The organism is Pseudomonas sp. FSL W5-0203, assembly GCF_001896155.1.
Classification (GTDB): Bacteria; Pseudomonadota; Gammaproteobacteria; order Pseudomonadales; family Pseudomonadaceae; genus Aquipseudomonas; species Aquipseudomonas paracarnis.
This window is the reverse complement of record NZ_MPOR01000019.1, coordinates 1-16,639: the sequence shown is the minus strand read 5'-3', so window position 1 is coordinate 16,639 and position 16,639 is coordinate 1. Positions and strand designations below refer to the sequence as shown.

Annotated in this window: 16 protein-coding genes and 3 tRNA genes; 16 read left to right on the top strand and 3 right to left on the bottom strand. The window is 59.8% G+C overall.

The window, feature by feature from the left end; translation table 11 throughout:
• Positions 1-95 precede the first annotated feature (95 nt).
• The 5 genes from ribF to ispH all read left to right on the top strand — a co-directional run bounded on the left by ribF (position 96) and on the right by ispH (position 5,959).
• The gene (ribF, locus tag BOP96_RS17365) at positions 96-1,034 is read left to right on the top strand and encodes a bifunctional riboflavin kinase/FAD synthetase (RefSeq protein ID WP_003188404.1); all 939 of its coding nucleotides are present in this window, start codon (positions 96-98) and stop codon (positions 1,032-1,034) included.
• A 14-nt stretch (positions 1,035-1,048) separates the two neighbouring features.
• A complete protein-coding gene (gene ileS, locus BOP96_RS17360; protein ID WP_073453454.1) occupies positions 1,049-3,880 on the top strand; it encodes an isoleucine--tRNA ligase in 2,832 nt (943 codons plus the stop codon).
• Positions 3,873-4,385, top strand: a complete 513-nt coding sequence (lspA, locus tag BOP96_RS17355) for a signal peptidase II (RefSeq protein WP_014716859.1) — start codon at positions 3,873-3,875, stop codon at positions 4,383-4,385. Before ileS ends, lspA begins: the two co-directional genes overlap by 8 nt.
• 7 nt (positions 4,386-4,392) lie before the next feature.
• A complete protein-coding gene (locus BOP96_RS17350; RefSeq protein WP_169855857.1) occupies positions 4,393-4,830 on the top strand; it encodes an FKBP-type peptidyl-prolyl cis-trans isomerase in 438 nt (145 codons plus the stop codon).
• Between the two features lie 181 nt (positions 4,831-5,011).
• Positions 5,012-5,959: a 4-hydroxy-3-methylbut-2-enyl diphosphate reductase gene (gene ispH / locus BOP96_RS17345; RefSeq protein ID WP_003188409.1), complete on the top strand. Its 948-nt coding sequence runs from the start codon at positions 5,012-5,014 to the stop codon at positions 5,957-5,959.
• On the opposite strand, the gene BOP96_RS17340 is transcribed toward ispH, so the two are convergent.
• Complete coding sequence (locus BOP96_RS17340; RefSeq protein ID WP_019817501.1) at positions 5,913-6,494, bottom strand: GspH/FimT family pseudopilin; 582 nt, start codon at positions 6,492-6,494, stop codon at positions 5,913-5,915. The two genes, ispH and BOP96_RS17340, sit on opposite strands and share 47 nt — an antisense overlap.
• Before the next feature lie 196 nt (positions 6,495-6,690).
• On the opposite strand from BOP96_RS17340, the gene pilV reads away from it, so the two are divergent.
• Genes pilV through thiO form a run of 5 tightly spaced genes read left to right on the top strand, consistent with a single transcriptional unit; the run spans position 6,691 to position 9,998 of the window.
• Positions 6,691-7,173: a type IV pilus modification protein PilV gene (pilV, locus tag BOP96_RS17335; RefSeq protein ID WP_058410765.1), complete on the top strand. Its 483-nt coding sequence runs from the start codon at positions 6,691-6,693 to the stop codon at positions 7,171-7,173.
• Positions 7,170-7,877, top strand: coding sequence for a PilW family protein (locus tag BOP96_RS17330; protein WP_014716862.1), 708 nt, complete (start codon positions 7,170-7,172; stop codon positions 7,875-7,877). The genes pilV and BOP96_RS17330 overlap by 4 nt, the downstream gene beginning before the upstream one ends.
• A 5-nt stretch (positions 7,878-7,882) precedes the next feature.
• Positions 7,883-8,413, top strand: a complete 531-nt coding sequence (locus BOP96_RS17325; protein WP_060766625.1) for a pilus assembly PilX family protein — start codon at positions 7,883-7,885, stop codon at positions 8,411-8,413.
• Between the two features lie 11 nt (positions 8,414-8,424).
• A complete protein-coding gene (locus BOP96_RS17320) occupies positions 8,425-8,829 on the top strand; it encodes a type IV pilin protein (protein ID WP_073453452.1) in 405 nt (134 codons plus the stop codon).
• Between the two features lie 59 nt (positions 8,830-8,888).
• Positions 8,889-9,998, top strand: a complete 1,110-nt coding sequence (gene thiO, locus BOP96_RS17315) for a glycine oxidase ThiO (protein ID WP_073453450.1) — start codon at positions 8,889-8,891, stop codon at positions 9,996-9,998.
• Here thiO and BOP96_RS17310 read toward each other — a convergent pair.
• Complete coding sequence (locus tag BOP96_RS17310) at positions 9,985-10,218, bottom strand: PP0621 family protein (protein ID WP_073453448.1); 234 nt, start codon at positions 10,216-10,218, stop codon at positions 9,985-9,987. The two genes, thiO and BOP96_RS17310, sit on opposite strands and share 14 nt — an antisense overlap.
• Before the next feature lie 127 nt (positions 10,219-10,345).
• Positions 10,346-11,371, bottom strand: coding sequence for an outer membrane protein assembly factor BamD (locus BOP96_RS17305; RefSeq protein ID WP_003188421.1), 1,026 nt, complete (start codon positions 11,369-11,371; stop codon positions 10,346-10,348).
• Positions 11,372-11,520: 149 nt separating this feature from the next.
• Here BOP96_RS17305 and rluD point away from each other — a divergent pair, with 149 nt between their 5' ends.
• The 6 genes from rluD to BOP96_RS17275 all read left to right on the top strand — a co-directional run bounded on the left by rluD (position 11,521) and on the right by BOP96_RS17275 (position 16,628).
• A complete protein-coding gene (gene rluD / locus BOP96_RS17300; RefSeq protein ID WP_003188422.1) occupies positions 11,521-12,483 on the top strand; it encodes a 23S rRNA pseudouridine(1911/1915/1917) synthase RluD in 963 nt (320 codons plus the stop codon).
• Entirely contained in the window at positions 12,480-13,205 is a 726-nt protein-coding gene (pgeF, locus tag BOP96_RS17295) for a peptidoglycan editing factor PgeF (protein WP_019817499.1), read from the top strand. The genes rluD and pgeF overlap by 4 nt, the downstream gene beginning before the upstream one ends.
• Before the next feature lie 135 nt (positions 13,206-13,340).
• Entirely contained in the window at positions 13,341-15,905 is a 2,565-nt protein-coding gene (gene clpB / locus BOP96_RS17290) for an ATP-dependent chaperone ClpB (protein WP_014716867.1), read from the top strand.
• 303 nt (positions 15,906-16,208) lie between these two features.
• A tRNA-Asn gene (locus BOP96_RS17285) sits at positions 16,209-16,266 on the top strand.
• A 20-nt stretch (positions 16,267-16,286) separates the two neighbouring features.
• A tRNA-Lys gene (locus tag BOP96_RS17280) sits at positions 16,287-16,362 on the top strand.
• Positions 16,363-16,551: 189 nt separating this feature from the next.
• Positions 16,552-16,628, top strand: a tRNA-Pro gene (locus BOP96_RS17275).
• The last annotated feature ends 11 nt before the right edge of the window (positions 16,629-16,639 follow it).

Sequence of the window (16,639 nt, the reverse complement as noted above, 5' to 3'; positions counted from 1 at the left end):
GTTTTATCGATTCGACCCATTTGGCCTGCGCAGTTGCCTGTCGTCCGGGGCTGGGTGTGGTTATAATCGACCACTTTATGAGCAAGAAGCGCGTTATGCAGCTGGTTCGAGGTCTCCACAACCTGCGCCCCGAGCATCGGGGCTGCGTCGCCACTATTGGCAATTTTGACGGTGTTCACCGTGGCCACCAGGCTATCCTGGCTCGGCTGCGCGAGCGTGCGGTCGAGTTGGGCGTGCCCAGCTGCGTGGTGATTTTTGAGCCACAACCGCGGGAGTTCTTTACCCCCGAAACCGCGCCGGCCCGCTTGGCGCGCTTGCGGGACAAGCTGCAACTGTTGGCGGAGGAGGGCGTGGACCGTGTCCTCTGCCTGGCATTCAACCAGCGTTTGCGCAGCCTCAGCGCCGCCGAGTTCGTCGACCGCATCCTGGTGGACGGCTTGGGTGTACAGCACCTGGAGGTCGGCGACGACTTCCATTTCGGTTGTGACCGGGTCGGGGATTTCGATTTCCTGCAACATGCCGGCGTCAATCAGGGTTTCACTGTCGAAGCCGCGCAAACCGTCGAACTGGACGGCCTGCGCGTGAGCAGCACCCAGGTGCGTAACGCCCTGGCCGCCGCCGACTTCGACCTGGCCGAGCGTTTGCTCGGTCGCCCGTTCCGCATTGCCGGACGGGTACTGCACGGCCAGAAGCTGGCGCGCCAATTGGGCACGCCAACCGCCAACGTGCAACTCAAGCGCCGTCGTGTGCCGCTGACCGGGGTTTACCTGGTAAGCGTCGACATCGACGGCCAATCGTGGCCAGGAGTCGCCAATATAGGCGTCAGGCCCACGGTTGCAGGTGATGGCAAGGCCCACCTGGAAGTTCACCTTTTGGATTTTGCCGGTGATTTATACGACCGGCGTTTGACGGTGGTTTTCCACCAGAAGCTGCGTGAAGAGCAGCGTTTCGCCTCCCTGGAGGCGTTGAAAACGGCGATCAATGCGGATGTCGCCGCCGCCCGTGCACTAGCCGCACCTAGCGCCCATCGCTAACCGAAGAGCCTTAAATGACCGACTATAAAGCCACGCTAAACCTTCCGGACACCGCCTTCCCAATGAAGGCCGGCCTGCCACAGCGCGAACCGCAGATCCTGCAGCGCTGGGACAGTATTGGCCTGTACGGAAAGTTGCGCGAAATTGGCAAGGATCGTCCGAAATTCGTCCTGCACGACGGCCCTCCTTATGCCAACGGCACGATTCATATCGGTCATGCGCTGAACAAGATTCTCAAGGACATGATCCTGCGCTCCAAAACCCTGTCGGGCTTTGACGCGCCGTACGTTCCGGGCTGGGACTGCCATGGCCTGCCGATCGAGCATAAAGTTGAAGTGACCTACGGCAAGAACCTGGGCGCGGACAAGACCCGCGAACTGTGCCGTGCCTACGCCACTGAGCAGATCGAAGGCCAGAAGTCCGAATTCATCCGCCTGGGCGTGCTGGGCGAGTGGGACAACCCCTACAAGACCATGAACTTCAAGAACGAGGCCGGTGAAATCCGCGCCTTGGCTGAAATCGTCAAGGGCGGTTTCGTGTTCAAGGGCCTCAAGCCCGTGAACTGGTGCTTCGACTGCGGTTCGGCCCTGGCCGAAGCGGAAGTGGAGTACGAAGACAAGAAGTCCTCGACCATCGACGTGGCCTTCCCGATCGCCGACGACGCCAAGCTGGCCGAGGCCTTTGGCCTGGCAAGCCTGAGCAAGCCAGCGGCCATCGTGATCTGGACCACTACCCCGTGGACCATCCCGGCCAACCAGGCGCTGAACGTGCACCCGGAATTCACCTACGCCCTGGTGGACGTCGGTGATCGCCTGCTGGTGCTGGCCGAAGAAATGGTCGAGTCGTGCCTGGCGCGTTACGAACTAAAAGGTTCGGTGATCGCCACCACCACTGGTTCTGCGCTGGAGCTGATCAACTTCCGTCACCCGTTCTATGACCGTCTGTCGCCGGTGTACCTGGCTGACTACGTCGAGTTGGGTTCGGGTACCGGCATTGTCCACTGCTCGCCTGCCTATGGGGTGGACGACTTCGTGATCTGCAAGAAGTACGGCATGGTCAACGATGACATCATCAACCCGGTGCAGAGCAATGGCGTCTACGTGCCTTCGCTCGAGTTCTTCGGTGGCCAGTTCATCTTCAAGGCTGACCAGCCGATCATCGAAAAGCTGCGTGAAGTCGGTGCGTTGATGCAAACCGCCACCATCCAGCACAGCTACATGCATTGCTGGCGTCACAAGACCCCGCTGATCTACCGCGCTACGGCGCAGTGGTTTATCGGCATGGACAAAGAGCCGACCAGCGGCGACACCCTGCGTGTACGCTCGCTCAAAGCCATCGAAGACACCAAGTTCGTCCCGGCCTGGGGCCAGGCGCGCCTGCACTCGATGATCGCCAACCGTCCTGACTGGTGCATCTCCCGCCAGCGTAACTGGGGCGTGCCGATCCCGTTTTTCCTGAACAAGGAAAGCGGTGAGCTGCACCCGCGCACCGTCGAGCTGATGGAAGTCGTGGCCCAGCGCGTTGAACAGGAAGGCATCGAAGCCTGGTTCAAGCTGGACGCCGCCGAGCTGTTGGGCGATGAAGCGCCGCTGTACGACAAGATCAGCGACACCCTCGACGTGTGGTTCGATTCGGGCACCACTCACTGGCACGTGCTGCGCGGTTCGCACCCTATGGGCCACGAGACCGGCCCGCGTGCCGACCTGTACCTGGAAGGTTCGGACCAGCACCGTGGCTGGTTCCACTCGTCGCTGCTGACCGGTTGCGCCATCGACAACCACGCGCCGTACCGCGAGCTGCTGACCCACGGCTTCACCGTCGACGAGACGGGCCGCAAGATGTCCAAATCGCTGAAGAACGTGATCGAGCCGAAAAAGATCAACGATACGTTGGGCGCCGACATCATGCGTCTGTGGGTGGCTTCCACCGATTATTCGGGTGAAATCGCCGTGTCGGACCAGATCCTGGCCCGCAGCGCCGACGCCTACCGTCGTATCCGCAATACCGCGCGCTTCATGCTGTCGAACCTGACCGGTTTCAACCCGGCCACCGACCTGCTGCCGGCCGAAGACATGCTCGCGCTGGACCGTTGGGCCGTGGACCGTACCCTGTTGTTGCAGCGCGAGTTGCAGGAACACTACGGCGAATACCGCTTCTGGAACGTCTACTCCAAGATCCACAACTTCTGCGTGCAGGAGTTGGGCGGTTTCTACCTCGATATCATCAAGGACCGCCAGTACACCACCGGCGCCAACAGCAAGGCTCGCCGTTCGGCGCAGACCGCGCTGTACCACATCATCGAAGCGCTGGTGCGCTGGATCGCGCCGATCCTGGCGTTCACCGCCGACGAGCTGTGGGAATACCTGCCGGGCGAGCGTAACGAGTCGGTCATGCTCAACACCTGGTACGAAGGCCTGACCGAACTGCCGGCCGACTTCGAACTGGGCCGCGAGTACTGGGAAGGCGTCATGGCTGTCAAGGTTGCGGTGAACAAGGAGCTGGAAGTTCAGCGTGCGGCCAAGGCCGTGGGCGGCAACCTGCAAGCCGAAGTCACCTTGTTTGCCGAGGACGGCCTGACTGCCGACCTGGCCAAGCTGAGCAACGAACTGCGCTTCGTACTGATCACCTCCACCGCGAGCCTGGCACCTTTCGCCCAGGCCCCGGCAGATGCCGTGGTCACCGAGGTGCCGGGCCTGAAGCTCAAGGTGGTGAAGTCGGCCTTCCCTAAATGCGCCCGTTGCTGGCACTGCCGTGAAGATGTCGGCGTGAACCCTGAGCACCCGGAAATCTGTGGTCGTTGTGTCGACAACATCAGCGGTGAAGGCGAGGTTCGTCACTATGCCTAATACAGCCAGTCGTTTCGGACGTCTGGGCTGGCTCGTACTGAGCCTGCTGGTACTGGTCATTGACCAGGTCAGCAAGGCTCACTTCGAGGGCTCCCTGGAAATGTTCCAGCAAATCGTGGTGATCCCGGATTACTTCAGCTGGACCCTGGCCTATAACACGGGTGCCGCCTTCAGCTTCCTCGCTGATGGCGGTGGCTGGCAGCGCTGGCTGTTCGCGCTGATCGCCGTGGTGGTCAGTGCCGTGCTGGTGGTGTGGCTCAAGCGCCTGGGCCGCGACGACACCTGGCTGGCTATCGCGCTGGCCCTGGTGTTGGGCGGCGCGCTGGGTAACCTGTATGACCGCATCGCCCTGGGCCATGTGATCGACTTCATCCTGGTGCATTGGCAGAACCGCCACTACTTCCCGGCGTTCAACTTTGCCGACAGCGCCATCACCGTTGGTGCAATCATGCTGGCGCTGGATATGTTCAAGAGCAAGAAAACCGGAGAAACCGTCAATGACTGATCAGGTATTGGCTGAGCAACGCATCGGCCAGAACACGGAAGTCACTTTGCATTTCGCATTGCGCCTGGAAAATGGCGACACGGTCGACAGCACCTTCGACAAAGCCCCGGCGACCTTCAAGGTTGGCGACGGTAACCTGCTGCCTGGTTTTGAAGCGGCATTGTTCGGGTTCAAGGCGGGCGACAAGCGCAACCTGCAGATCCTGCCGGAAAACGCTTTCGGCCAACCCAACCCGCAAAACGTGCAGATCATCCCGCGTTCGCAGTTCGAAGGTATGGACCTGTCGGAAGGTTTGCTGGTGATCTTCAATGATGCGGCCAATACCGAATTGCCCGGTGTGGTTAAAGCCTTCGATGATGCGCAAGTGACCATCGATTTCAACCATCCGTTGGCCGGTAAAACCTTGACGTTTGATGTTGAAATCATCGACGTTAAAGCGCTCTAACTGACGAAACCGGTTCCTGTGGGGCTGGCTTGTGTGGGAGCTGGCTTGCCTGCGATAGCATCACCTAGGTGTATCTGATACATCGAGTCGTTTGCATCGCGGGCAAGCCCGCTCCCACAGATGCTTATTCTATAGAGCTGAGTTGATCCAATTTCTTGGCCTGCAAGGCACGAGGCACAGCATGCAAATCAAACTCGCCAACCCCCGTGGCTTCTGCGCTGGCGTGGACCGGGCGATCGAAATCGTCAACCGCGCCCTGGAGGTCTTCGGGCCGCCGATTTATGTGCGCCACGAAGTCGTGCATAACAAGTTCGTGGTCGAAGACCTGCGCGCACGCGGTGCGATCTTTGTCGAAGAACTCGATCAGGTACCCGACGACGTTATCGTCATCTTCAGTGCCCATGGCGTGTCCCAGGCCGTGCGTACCGAAGCGGCTGGCCGTGGCCTTAAAGTGTTCGATGCCACCTGCCCGCTGGTGACCAAGGTGCACATCGAGGTGGCCCGTTATAGCCGCGACGGTCGCGAATGCATCCTGATCGGCCATGCCGGTCACCCGGAGGTCGAAGGCACCATGGGCCAGTACGACGCCAGCAACGGCGGCGCCATCTACCTGGTGGAAGACGAAAAAGACGTTGCCAACTTGCAGGTACACAACCCTGATCGTCTGGCTTTCGTCACCCAGACCACCTTGTCCATGGACGATACCAGCCGCGTCATCGACGCCCTGCGCACGCGGTTTCCTGCTATTGGCGGCCCCCGCAAGGATGACATCTGCTACGCCACGCAAAACCGCCAGGATGCGGTCAAGCAACTGGCGGACGAATGCGATGTAGTGCTGGTGGTCGGCAGCCCTAACAGTTCCAACTCCAACCGCCTGCGCGAGCTGGCCGAGCGCATGGCCACACCGGCGTACCTGATCGACGGCGCCGAAGATATGCAGCGCAGCTGGTTCGACGGTGTCGAGCGTATCGGCATCACGGCGGGCGCCTCCGCTCCGGAAGTACTGGTGCGCGGTGTGATCCAACAGTTGCAAGCCTGGGGTGCCACCGGCGCCGACGAGCTGGCGGGCCGTGAAGAAAACATCACGTTCTCCATGCCCAAGGAACTGCGGGTCCGCTCGCTGCTCTGACGGCCAGGGTGCTGGAATAGCCTCGGCATAATGCCTGTTCGGTCTTGTCACTGCGCAGGCTGATGCGCCCGCTGGGGGCCAGCACGATCTGATACAGGCTCTGTGCCTGGTCCTTGTCACACACATGTACGGTGCCGGCACGAAATCCCCCGCCGGCAAACACCGGCTCCCCCAGGCCGCTGAAGCGCACCTGGCTCGTAACCGGGCCATTCCCGGCCACCGACACGCGCCCATTGCCCTCGCGCTCCAGCAATACTGGATTGTCGTCATCCAGGTGGCCGCGCCCACTCACATCCAGTATCACGCGCCATCCCAGGCTCCAGTCCTCGTCCTTTGCATGAATGACCACCGCCCGGTTGCGCGCGATGGCCTCGGTGCGTGCGTAGCGCAGCCCGGAGGCGAGTGCTTGGGCCGCGTTTTGTCGTTGTTGCGATTCAAGCAAGCCCTTGAAACCGGGTACGGCCAGTTGCGCGAGAAAACTGGTGACGATCAGCCCCAGCAGCATTTCAATCAGGGTGAATCCTTTTTGTTTCATGTGCGTTCCCTCCATGGGCACGAGTGGGTTTTCTAGGTATAGCGCTTGGTCCTTGGCGCTGGATGATGGCCATTATGTCCAAAGTATTTCCCTTTGTTCCGGGAGCAGCGCCGCTCGAAAACCGACGCTAGTCTTGGGTCGCACAGCAGGCCTTGCCTGCTTTTTTCTCCGGCCTTCGACATGGATGACGACGGAAATGCCTGCCTGCCAGAACCGATTCCTGCGCGTTGCGCACTTGCGCCAATCCGGCATGACACTGGTCGAGGTGCTGGTCGCGCTGTTGATTTTGGCGATCGGCCTGATGGGCGCTGCGGTGCTGCAACTCAACGCGCTCAAGTACACCAACAGCGCCAGGATGACCAGCCAAGCCAGTTTTATTGCCTACGACATGCTCGACCGCATTCGCAGCAATGCTGGCGCCGATTACACATGGGGCCGGGCGGAGCTGGCGCCACCCAGCATTGCCACCGCCAGCGTACGTGACCTGGACCTGCACGATTTCGAAGCCAATATCATGGGTTTTGCCGGCGAGGATGCCAAAGGATCAGTGGTGGTGAACGGGCACGAGGTCACCATCAGCATCAGTTGGGCGGATGCTCGGGCAGCAAATCGCCCTGGGGCGCGGGAAACCTTCACCCTGACCAGTCGCATCAGCAATGAACAGGGAGTGTCGCAATGAAGCGTCTTGGGCGAGGTTTCAGCCTGGTGGAAGTGTTGCTGGCGCTCGCCATCGGGTTGGTCATGATACTGGGGGCAAGCCAGATACTGATCAGCTCGCGATTGACCCATGCCAGCCAGCAGGCCGCCATGGTGCTGCAGGATGATGCGCGCTTTGTGCTGAGCAAGATCACCCAGGATATTCGCCAGGCGGGCATGCTGGGGTGTTTGGCCGTGGCGGCTATCGACAATGCTCCGGTTGCCTTTGATCGGCCGATAAGCTGGGAAGCGGCAGGGAGTGCGAAGTCACTGACGCTGGTGACCGCGAATGTCGGCGATGGCGTCGGCAGGCCTGACTGGACAGTGTTGTCCGACTGCAAGGAGGCGGCCAGGGCTTATGCAGGCACGCCACCCGGCGCCGAGCCCGGCCAACTTCGCTTTGGCATACGCCAACTTACCTACACCTACGAATCGGGCCAGTTGAAGATCAGTACCCCGGCGGCGCCGGCCAGGGCGGTATTGATGGATAACGTAAGGGCATTCGACGTCAGCTTCGGCATGGCAGCCACCTCGGCATCAACAGTTGTGGAGCGCTATGACAGCCATCCCGCCGATGAGTCGCTGATACGTAGCGTGCGCATCCTCATGACCCTTCAAGACCCCGCTGGGCGGGTGAAGGACCAGACCTATAGTGTCGTGGCGGCACTGCGAAATCGGCTGGGGTAGGGGCAATGATCATGCATGGCGGCATTCATGTACGGCAGACCGGGATGGTGCTGCTGATCAGTCTGGTGTTCCTGTTGGTGCTGTCGCAAGTGGGACTGTCATCAATACAGGCTGCGGTCTCCCAGCAAAAAGTCGCGAGCAGCCTGTGGCATCGCAATCAATCGTTTCAATCTGCCGAAAGCGGCCTGAGATTGGGGGAGTCGACCGTGCAAAAGGTTGGCCAGGCGATGCCTGTCTGCCACTCGATCATCCGTTGTGCGCCGCCTGCTGAAGCGTCTTCCTTGACGGCGGCCGGGACGAACCCGGTCTCGGCGGTCACCTGGCTCGCCTTGAAGGATGGGTTTTATGGCATTCAATCTCTTGGGAAAGGTGCAGGGCTTGCTCATTTACCCCCCCAAACCTTAGGCACACTTTTTCGTGTCACCTCGGTCGGGCTTGCGGGGCAAACGCGCACAGTGCTGGAGACGGTCTATGCACGGGTGGAGGAGGGCGGCCGCGTCAAGTTTCGACGGGTCTTATGGCGGCAACTTCAATAAGGAGCAATCGGATGGGCAAGGAGAGCCAGGGTTTTACCCTGATTGAGTTACTGATCGTCGTGGCGATCATCGCGTTGCTGGCCGGGATTGCGTATCCCGGGTACCTCTGCCAGGTGAAGAAGGTGTATCGGGCGCAGATCGTCGCGTTGTTGAGCGAACAGGCCCAGCACCTGGAGCGTTCTTATACGAGGAATGGCACTTTTATTGATGCAGGCGACGTCAGCGCGGGCAATGATCATTATAGAATCAGTGCCGTCCTCAACCCTCAGGATTTTGACCTGCTCGCCACTCCCGCTGCGGACTCGGTCATGGCGAACGACGCATGCGCAGCATTCAGCTTGACCAGCACCGGTATGCGCGGCAACCCGGGAGCAGGGCCTGAAATGTCGCCCAAGGTCTGCTGGGGGCAAGGATGAGCGTACTTGAAGCGTGGGCGCCGGGCGCGCCTTTCCCTGTTTATCGGCTGGATCAAATGATGGCTAAGCAACAGCAAGTGGTGATTGTCGGCGGCGGAGTAATCGGGCTGTTGACGGCGTACAACCTCGCCAGTGAGGGCCAGGCGGTCACGCTGCTGGAGCGCGGTGGGCTTGGGCAAGAGTCTTCCTGGGCGGGCGGTGGGATTGTCTCGCCGTTGTACCCGTGGCGCTATAGCCAGGCGGTCACTGCCTTGGCCCATTGGTCCCAGGATTTTTACCCGCAACTGGCGCAACGGCTGTTTGCAGCGACCGGCGTCGATCCAGAGGTACATACCACGGGGTTGTATTGGCTCGACCTGGATGACGAAGCGCAAGCACTGGCCTGGGCTGCCCGTGAAGGGAGACCGTTGAGCAAGGTGGACGTATCTGCGGCCCATGACGCGGTGCCGGTGTTGGGGGGTGGCTATACTCAGGCGATCTACATGGCCGATGTGGCCAACGTACGCAACCCGCGCCTGGTCAAATCACTGAAGGCGGCCCTGCTGGCGTTGCCGAACGTGACGATTTGCGAGCAATGCGATGTGTCGGGTTTTGTGCTCGGCGACGGCAGGGTGGTGGGTGTGAATACCGCTACGGGCCAGGTTTTGGGGGATCAGGTGGTGCTCGCGGCCGGCGCCTGGAGCGGACAATTGTTGGGTACGCTGGGCTTGGGGCTACCCGTGGAGCCGGTCAAAGGCCAAATGATCCTGTACAAATGCGCGTCCGACTTTTTATCCAGCATGGTCCTGGCCAAGGGGCGTTATGCGATTCCCCGGCGGGATGGGCACATCCTGATCGGCAGCACGTTGGAGCATGAAGGATTCGACAAGACGCCAACCGACACCGCGCTGGAAAGCCTCAAGGCGTCTGCGCTGGAACTGATTCCCGCCTTGGCGGACGCCGAGGTGGTCGGGCATTGGGCCGGTTTACGGCCTGGCTCCCCCGAAGGTATACCGTTTATCGGTGAGGTCCCTGGCTTCAAGGGGTTGTGGCTCAATTGCGGGCATTACCGCAATGGTCTGGTACTCGCACCGGCATCTTGCCAGTTGTTCACCGACTTGCTGCTGGCGCGGGCTCCGATCATCGATCCAGCGCCTTACGCCCCCGCAGGTCGCCTCAACGCTGAATAGACTTTGGCCCTTTTTCCAGATGCGCCTGGGTGCAGTACCATTCCTGGCGTGAACTCAGTGCGCGGTCCTGCGGCAGGTGCACGCCACAGTGGGCGCAACGCACCATCAGGGCCGCATCCGGTTCGGCAGGCCGTTGCTGATGGGAGGCATTTTTTTTGAATTTGCGCCAGAACCATACCGCGGCAGCAATGACGGCAATCCAGAACAGTAGACGAAGCATGATGGGCAGTTTCTCGACAAGGAATGCGCCAGTTTAGCCAAGGTGGTCACGGGCGCACAGGGCAATAAATACTCGCTCATAAAAAAGGGAGCTCCTTCAGAGCTCCCTTTTGCGTTGCGTCGAACAATCAGTCGAACACACCGAAGGTCATGTAGCTGAACCACGAGCGGTCCTGGTTGTTGCCCAGGGCTTGCGGCTCTTCTTCTTCGATCACGTCACCGTTCTCGTCGTGCGGCTTGAGATCCGAAGGAATAGCGTCCTTGGCGTCCTGGTACATCTTGATCACGTCCTGGTTGGCGCGAGTTTCACCCGGCGGCAGTGGTGGACGGGACTCGATCAGGCCCAGGGTGTACTTGCTCAGCCACGAACGGTTGTCCGCTTCGGCAACCTGAGGCACGAACTGGCCGTCTTTCAGGCTAGGGTGGTCGGGGTAGTTGAGCTTCAGGGTTTCCAGGCTGGTCGTCGCCAGTGTGTCCAGGTGCAGACGCTGGTAAGCCTCGGTCATCACGGCCAGGCCGTCACCCACGGACGGGGTTTCCTGGAAGTTTTCCACCACGTAGCGGCCACGGTTGGCGGCGGCCACATAAGCCTGACGGGTCAGGTAGTAGTGGGCCACGTGGATCTCGTACGAAGCCAGCAGGTTGCGCAAGTAGATCATGCGCTGCTTGGCGTCCGGCGCGTAGCGGCTGTTGGGGTAGCGGCTGGTCAGCTGGGCGAACTCGTTATAGGAGTCACGGGCAGCACCCGGGTCGCGCTTGGTCATGTCCAGCGGCAGGAAGCGCGCCAGCAGGCCAACATCCTGGTCGAACGAGGTCAGGCCCTTCATGTAGTAGGCGTAATCCACGTTCGGGTGCTGCGGGTGCAGGCGGATGAAACGCTCGGCAGCGGACTTGGCAGCTTCCGGCTCGGCGTTCTTGTAGTTGGCGTAGATCAGCTCAAGCTGGGCCTGGTCGGCATAGCGGCCGAACGGGTAACGCGACTCCAATGCCTTCAGCTTCGCTGTGGCGCTGGTGAAGCTATTATTGTCCAAGTCTGTCTGAGCTTGCTGGTACAGCTCGACTTCGCTCAGGTTTTCGTCGACGACGTCCTTTGTTGACGAGCAAGCAGCAGTCATGGCGAGGATGGCGATCAGCAGCAGGTGTTTCACTTGCATGGCGGCTTGCGTCCCTATGACGGCCGCTGTCTTGGGCGGGGCCGTCCTGTTATGATGAGCGCCCCGTTGAAAGCCTCGGGGCAAAAGACGCCGTATTTAACCACAAGCGCGCAGCCGAAACCAAAGGCTACGCCACGCCTAGTCTGAGCATGTCCGATAAAATTGAACTTCGCGCAGAGGTGCCGTCCGAATTGGGCGGCCAACGCCTCGATCAAGTCGCCGCACAATTATTCGCTGAGCACTCGCGCTCGCGCCTTTCCGCCTGGATCAAAGACGGCCGCCTGACTGTGGATGGAGCGGTTATCCGCCCGCGAGACATAGTCCATGGCGGTGCGATTCTTGAGCTGACTGCCGAGCAGGAAGCCCAGGGAGAATGGGTTGCTCAGGACATCGAGCTGGATATCGTCTATGAAGACGACGACATCCTGGTCATCAACAAACCCGCAGGCCTGGTGGTTCACCCGGCCGCCGGGCACGCTGATGGCACCTTGCTCAATGCCCTGTTGCACCACGTGCCGGACATCATCAATGTGCCGCGCTGCGGCATTGTTCACCGTCTGGACAAGGACACCACCGGCCTTATGGTGGTGGCCAAGACCATTCAGGCGCAGACGCAACTGGTTACGCAATTGCAGAGCCGGAGCGTCAGCCGCATCTATGAGTGCATTGTGATCGGCGTCGTTGTGGCCGGTGGCAAAATCAACGCACCCATTGGTCGTCACGGCCAGCAGCGCCAGCGTATGGCGGTGATGGAAGGTGGCAAGCAGGCCGTCAGCCACTACCGTGTGCTGGAGCGTTTCCGTTCCCACACCCATGTGCGGGTCAAGCTGGAAACCGGGCGTACCCACCAGATTCGCGTGCACATGGCGCACATCAACTTCCCGTTGGTCGGCGACCCGGCCTACGGTGGCCGCTTCCGTATTCCGCCGGCGGCCAGCCAGACCATGGTTGAGTCGCTCAAGACGTTCCCGCGCCAGGCACTGCATGCACGCTTCCTGGAACTGGATCATCCGACGAGCGGTAAGCGCATGAGCTGGGAATCGCCACTGCCAGACGATCTGGTCTGGCTGCTGTCGCTGCTCAAGCAGGATCGCGAGGCGTTTGTCGGATGAGTGACTGGCTGATACCTGACTGGCCCGCGCCGGCTCGGGTAAAAGCCTGCGTCACCACCCGTGCGGGCGGCGTCAGCCTGGCGCCGTTCGACAGCCTCAACCTGGGTGATCATGTCGAGGACAGCCTCGAGGCCGTCCTTGAGAATCGCCGTCGCCTGAGTGAGGCCTTCGATATCCAGCCTGCCTGGTTGCGTCAAGTCCATGGTACTCGCGTGGTTGAGGCCGATCCGGGCCGTACTGTCGAGGCTGACGGTAGTTGGACCAGCACCGCTGGCATCGCCTGCACAGCCATGACCGCTGATTGCCTGCCTGCGCTGTTCTGTGATCGAGCGGGCACCCGGGTTGCCGCAGCCCATGCCGGTTGGCGTGGTTTGGCGGCCGGCGTGCTGGAGGCCGCTTTCGAAAGCCTGGATAGCGCACCCGAAGACGTTCTGGTCTGGCTCGGCCCTGCCATTGGCCCACAAGCCTTTGAGGTCGGCCCGGAAGTGCGTGAAGTGTTCATGCAGCAACTGCGTGCCACCGCTGAGGCCTTTGTTCCCAGCCACAACCCTGGCAAGTACCTGGCCGACATTTACCAGCTGGCGCGCCTGCGTCTGGCCGCGCGCGGTGTTAGCGCTGTGTATGGTGGCGGTTTGTGCACTGTGACCGACCCGCGTTTCTTTTCTTATCGCCGAAGCCCACGTACGGGCCGATTCGCCTCCCTTATCTGGCTTGAACGCTAGACTGTCCTGACCTGTATCAACCGTCTGCCGCTTGAAACGCCCAGAATCCACCCCATCTATAAGGGTATCTGGCAGGTTTCTTCATTCAGGATGTGTTTGTTCATAGCTCCGGCCTGCTCAAAAGGAAGGTGACTAATGCGTATTGATCGTTTAACCAGCAAATTACAGTTGGCGTTGTCCGACTCTCAATCTTTGGCAGTGGGCCTCGACCACCCGGCCATCGAACCTGCACACTTGATGCAGGCACTCCTGGAACAGCAGGGTGGTTCTATCAAACCCTTGCTGATGCAGGTGGGCTTTGACGTCAACAGCCTGCGCAAGGAGTTGAGCAAAGAGCTCGACCAACTGCCGAAAATCCAGAATCCCACCGGGGACGTGAATATGTCCCAGGATCTGGCGCGCCTGCTCAACCAGGCCGACCGCCTGGCCCAGCAGAAAGGTGACCAGTTCATCTCCAGTGAATTGGTGTTGCTCGCCGCCATGGACGACAACAGCAAGCTCGGCAAGTTGTTGCTGGGCCAGGGCGTGAGCAAAAAGGCCCTGGAAAACGCCATCAACAACCTGCGTGGCGGCGAAGCGGTGAACGACCCCAACCACGAGGAGTCGCGCCAGGCCCTGGACAAATACACCGTCGACCTGACCAAGCGTGCCGAAGAAGGCAAGCTGGACCCGGTGATTGGCCGTGACGACGAAATCCGTCGCACCATTCAGGTATTGCAACGTCGCACCAAGAACAACCCGGTGTTGATCGGTGAACCTGGCGTGGGTAAAACCGCGATTGCCGAGGGCCTGGCTCAGCGCATCATTAATGGTGAAGTGCCGGACGGCCTCAAAGGCAAGCGCCTGCTGTCTCTGGATATGGGCTCGCTGATTGCCGGAGCCAAGTTCCGGGGTGAGTTCGAAGAGCGCTTGAAATCCTTGCTTAACGAATTGTCGAAGCAGGAAGGGCAGATCATTCTGTTTATCGACGAATTGCACACCATGGTCGGCGCCGGTAAGGGCGAAGGCTCCATGGACGCCGGCAATATGCTCAAGCCCGCCTTGGCGCGGGGTGAGTTGCACTGCGTCGGTGCAACTACGCTTAACGAATACCGTCAGTACATCGAAAAGGACGCAGCCCTTGAGCGTCGCTTCCAGAAAGTTCTGGTGGAAGAACCCAGCGAAGAAGACACCATCGCGATCCTGCGGGGCCTGAAAGAGCGCTATGAGGTCCACCATAAGGTGGCTATTACCGACGGTGCGATCATCGCGGCGGCCAAGTTGAGCCATCGCTATATCACTGATCGTCAGTTGCCGGACAAGGCTATCGACCTGATCGACGAAGCGGCAAGCCGCATCCGTATGGAGATCGATTCCAAGCCGGAAGTGCTTGATCGCCTGGATCGGCGTCTGATTCAACTGAAAGTCGAATCCCAGGCGCTGAAGAAAGAAGAAGACGAAGCGGCCAAGAAGCGTCTGGAAAAACTCCAGGAAGAAATTGTTCGCCTGGAACGCGAGTATTCGGACCTCGAAGAAATCTGGACCTCGGAAAAAGCCGAAGTACAGGGTTCGGCGCAGATCCAGCAAAAGATCGAGCAGTCCCGTCAGGAACTGGAAGCGGCGCGCCGTAAAGGCGACCTGAACCGCATGGCCGAGTTGCAGTACGGGGTGATCCCGGACCTGGAGCGCAGCCTGCAGATGGTTGACCAGCACGGCAAGCCTGAGAACCAGTTGCTGCGCAGCAAGGTGACCGAGGAAGAAATTGCCGAAGTGGTCTCCAAGTGGACCGGTATTCCCGTGTCGAAGATGCTCGAAGGCGAGCGCGACAAGTTGCTGAAGATGGAAAGCCTGTTGCATCAGCGCGTCATCGGCCAGGAAGAGGCAGTGGTGGCGGTGTCCAACGCGGTACGGCGTTCCCGGGCAGGTTTGTCCGACCCGAACCGTCCAAGCGGCTCGTTCATGTTCCTCGGCCCAACCGGTGTGGGTAAGACCGAGTTGTGCAAGGCCCTGGCCGAGTTCCTCTTTGATACTGAAGAGGCCATGGTGCGGATCGATATGTCCGAATTCATGGAGAAACACTCGGTGGCTCGTCTGATCGGTGCGCCACCAGGCTATGTGGGTTACGAAGAGGGCGGTTATCTGACCGAAGCCGTACGGCGCAAGCCTTACTCGGTGATCCTGCTGGATGAGGTCGAGAAGGCGCACCCGGATGTGTTCAACATCTTGCTGCAGGTGCTGGAAGATGGTCGCTTGACGGACAGCCACGGGCGCACGGTGGACTTCCGCAATACGGTGATCGTGATGACCTCCAACCTGGGCTCGGCTCAGATCCAGGAATTGGTGGGTGATCGTGAAGCCCAGCGTGCGGCGGTGATGGATGCGTTGACCACGCACTTCCGTCCGGAATTCATCAACCGGGTCGACGAAGTGGTGATCTTCGAGCCTCTGGCGCGGGATCAGATCGCGGGCATTACCGAAATTCAGTTGGGCCGCCTGCGTAGCCGTCTGGCTGAGCGCGAGTTGGACCTGGAGTTGAGCAGCGAAGCGTTGGACAAGCTGATCGCGGTCGGTTACGACCCAGTGTATGGCGCACGGCCACTCAAACGTGCGATCCAGCGCTGGATCGAGAACCCACTGGCGCAGCTGATCCTGTCGGGCAGCTTTATGCCTGGCACCCGCGTCACGGCGACGGTGAAAGACGACGAAATCGTCTTCCATTAAGGCCTGCGCTTGGCGCAACCAGAGAAGGCCCCGCATTGCGGGGCCTTTTTTTTCGATAGGGCGTTGAACTGTAAGGCAAAGGCTTGTAAAGTGCGCCCCGCAGCAACGTCAGCCCACGGGTTTCTTCTCCCCAAGAAGAAATCAGAAAGAAGCGCAAATCATTGTCTTAAAAGCAATTTAAAGGGTTGACAGGGGTTTTTAAGATTGTAGAATAGCGCGCCTCAGAGACGCTAACGTAGCGATACGGACAGGGTCGAAGAGGAAGCAACACAGCAGTAACTTTGAAATATGTAGTTCCGTGATAGCTCAGTCGGTAGAGCAAATGACTGTTAATCATTGGGTCCCAGGTTCGAGTCCTGGCCCCCTACCCCGACCATATTTGGGTCGTTAGCTCAGTTGGTAGAGCAGTTGGCTTTTAACCAATTGGTCGTAGGTTCGAATCCCACACGACCCACCATTTTTGAGACCAGTTGACGCTGGAATCAAATCTTAGAATCAGAGGTTCTAGCTCTGATTAGAGGCGGTTTTACGGTTTTGGAAAGTGTTGGCGCACTTAGAAATTGCCGTAGACATGCAGCCGTCTGAGGCGAACAGTAGTTTCGGTTCGTCATGATGTCAATGTGCATCGGTTTTGCGATGCGCATTCCGGGGTATAGCGCAGTCCGGTAGCGCGCCTGCTTTGGGAGCAGGATGTCGGGAGTTCGAATCCCCCTACCCCGACCATATTTAATGAA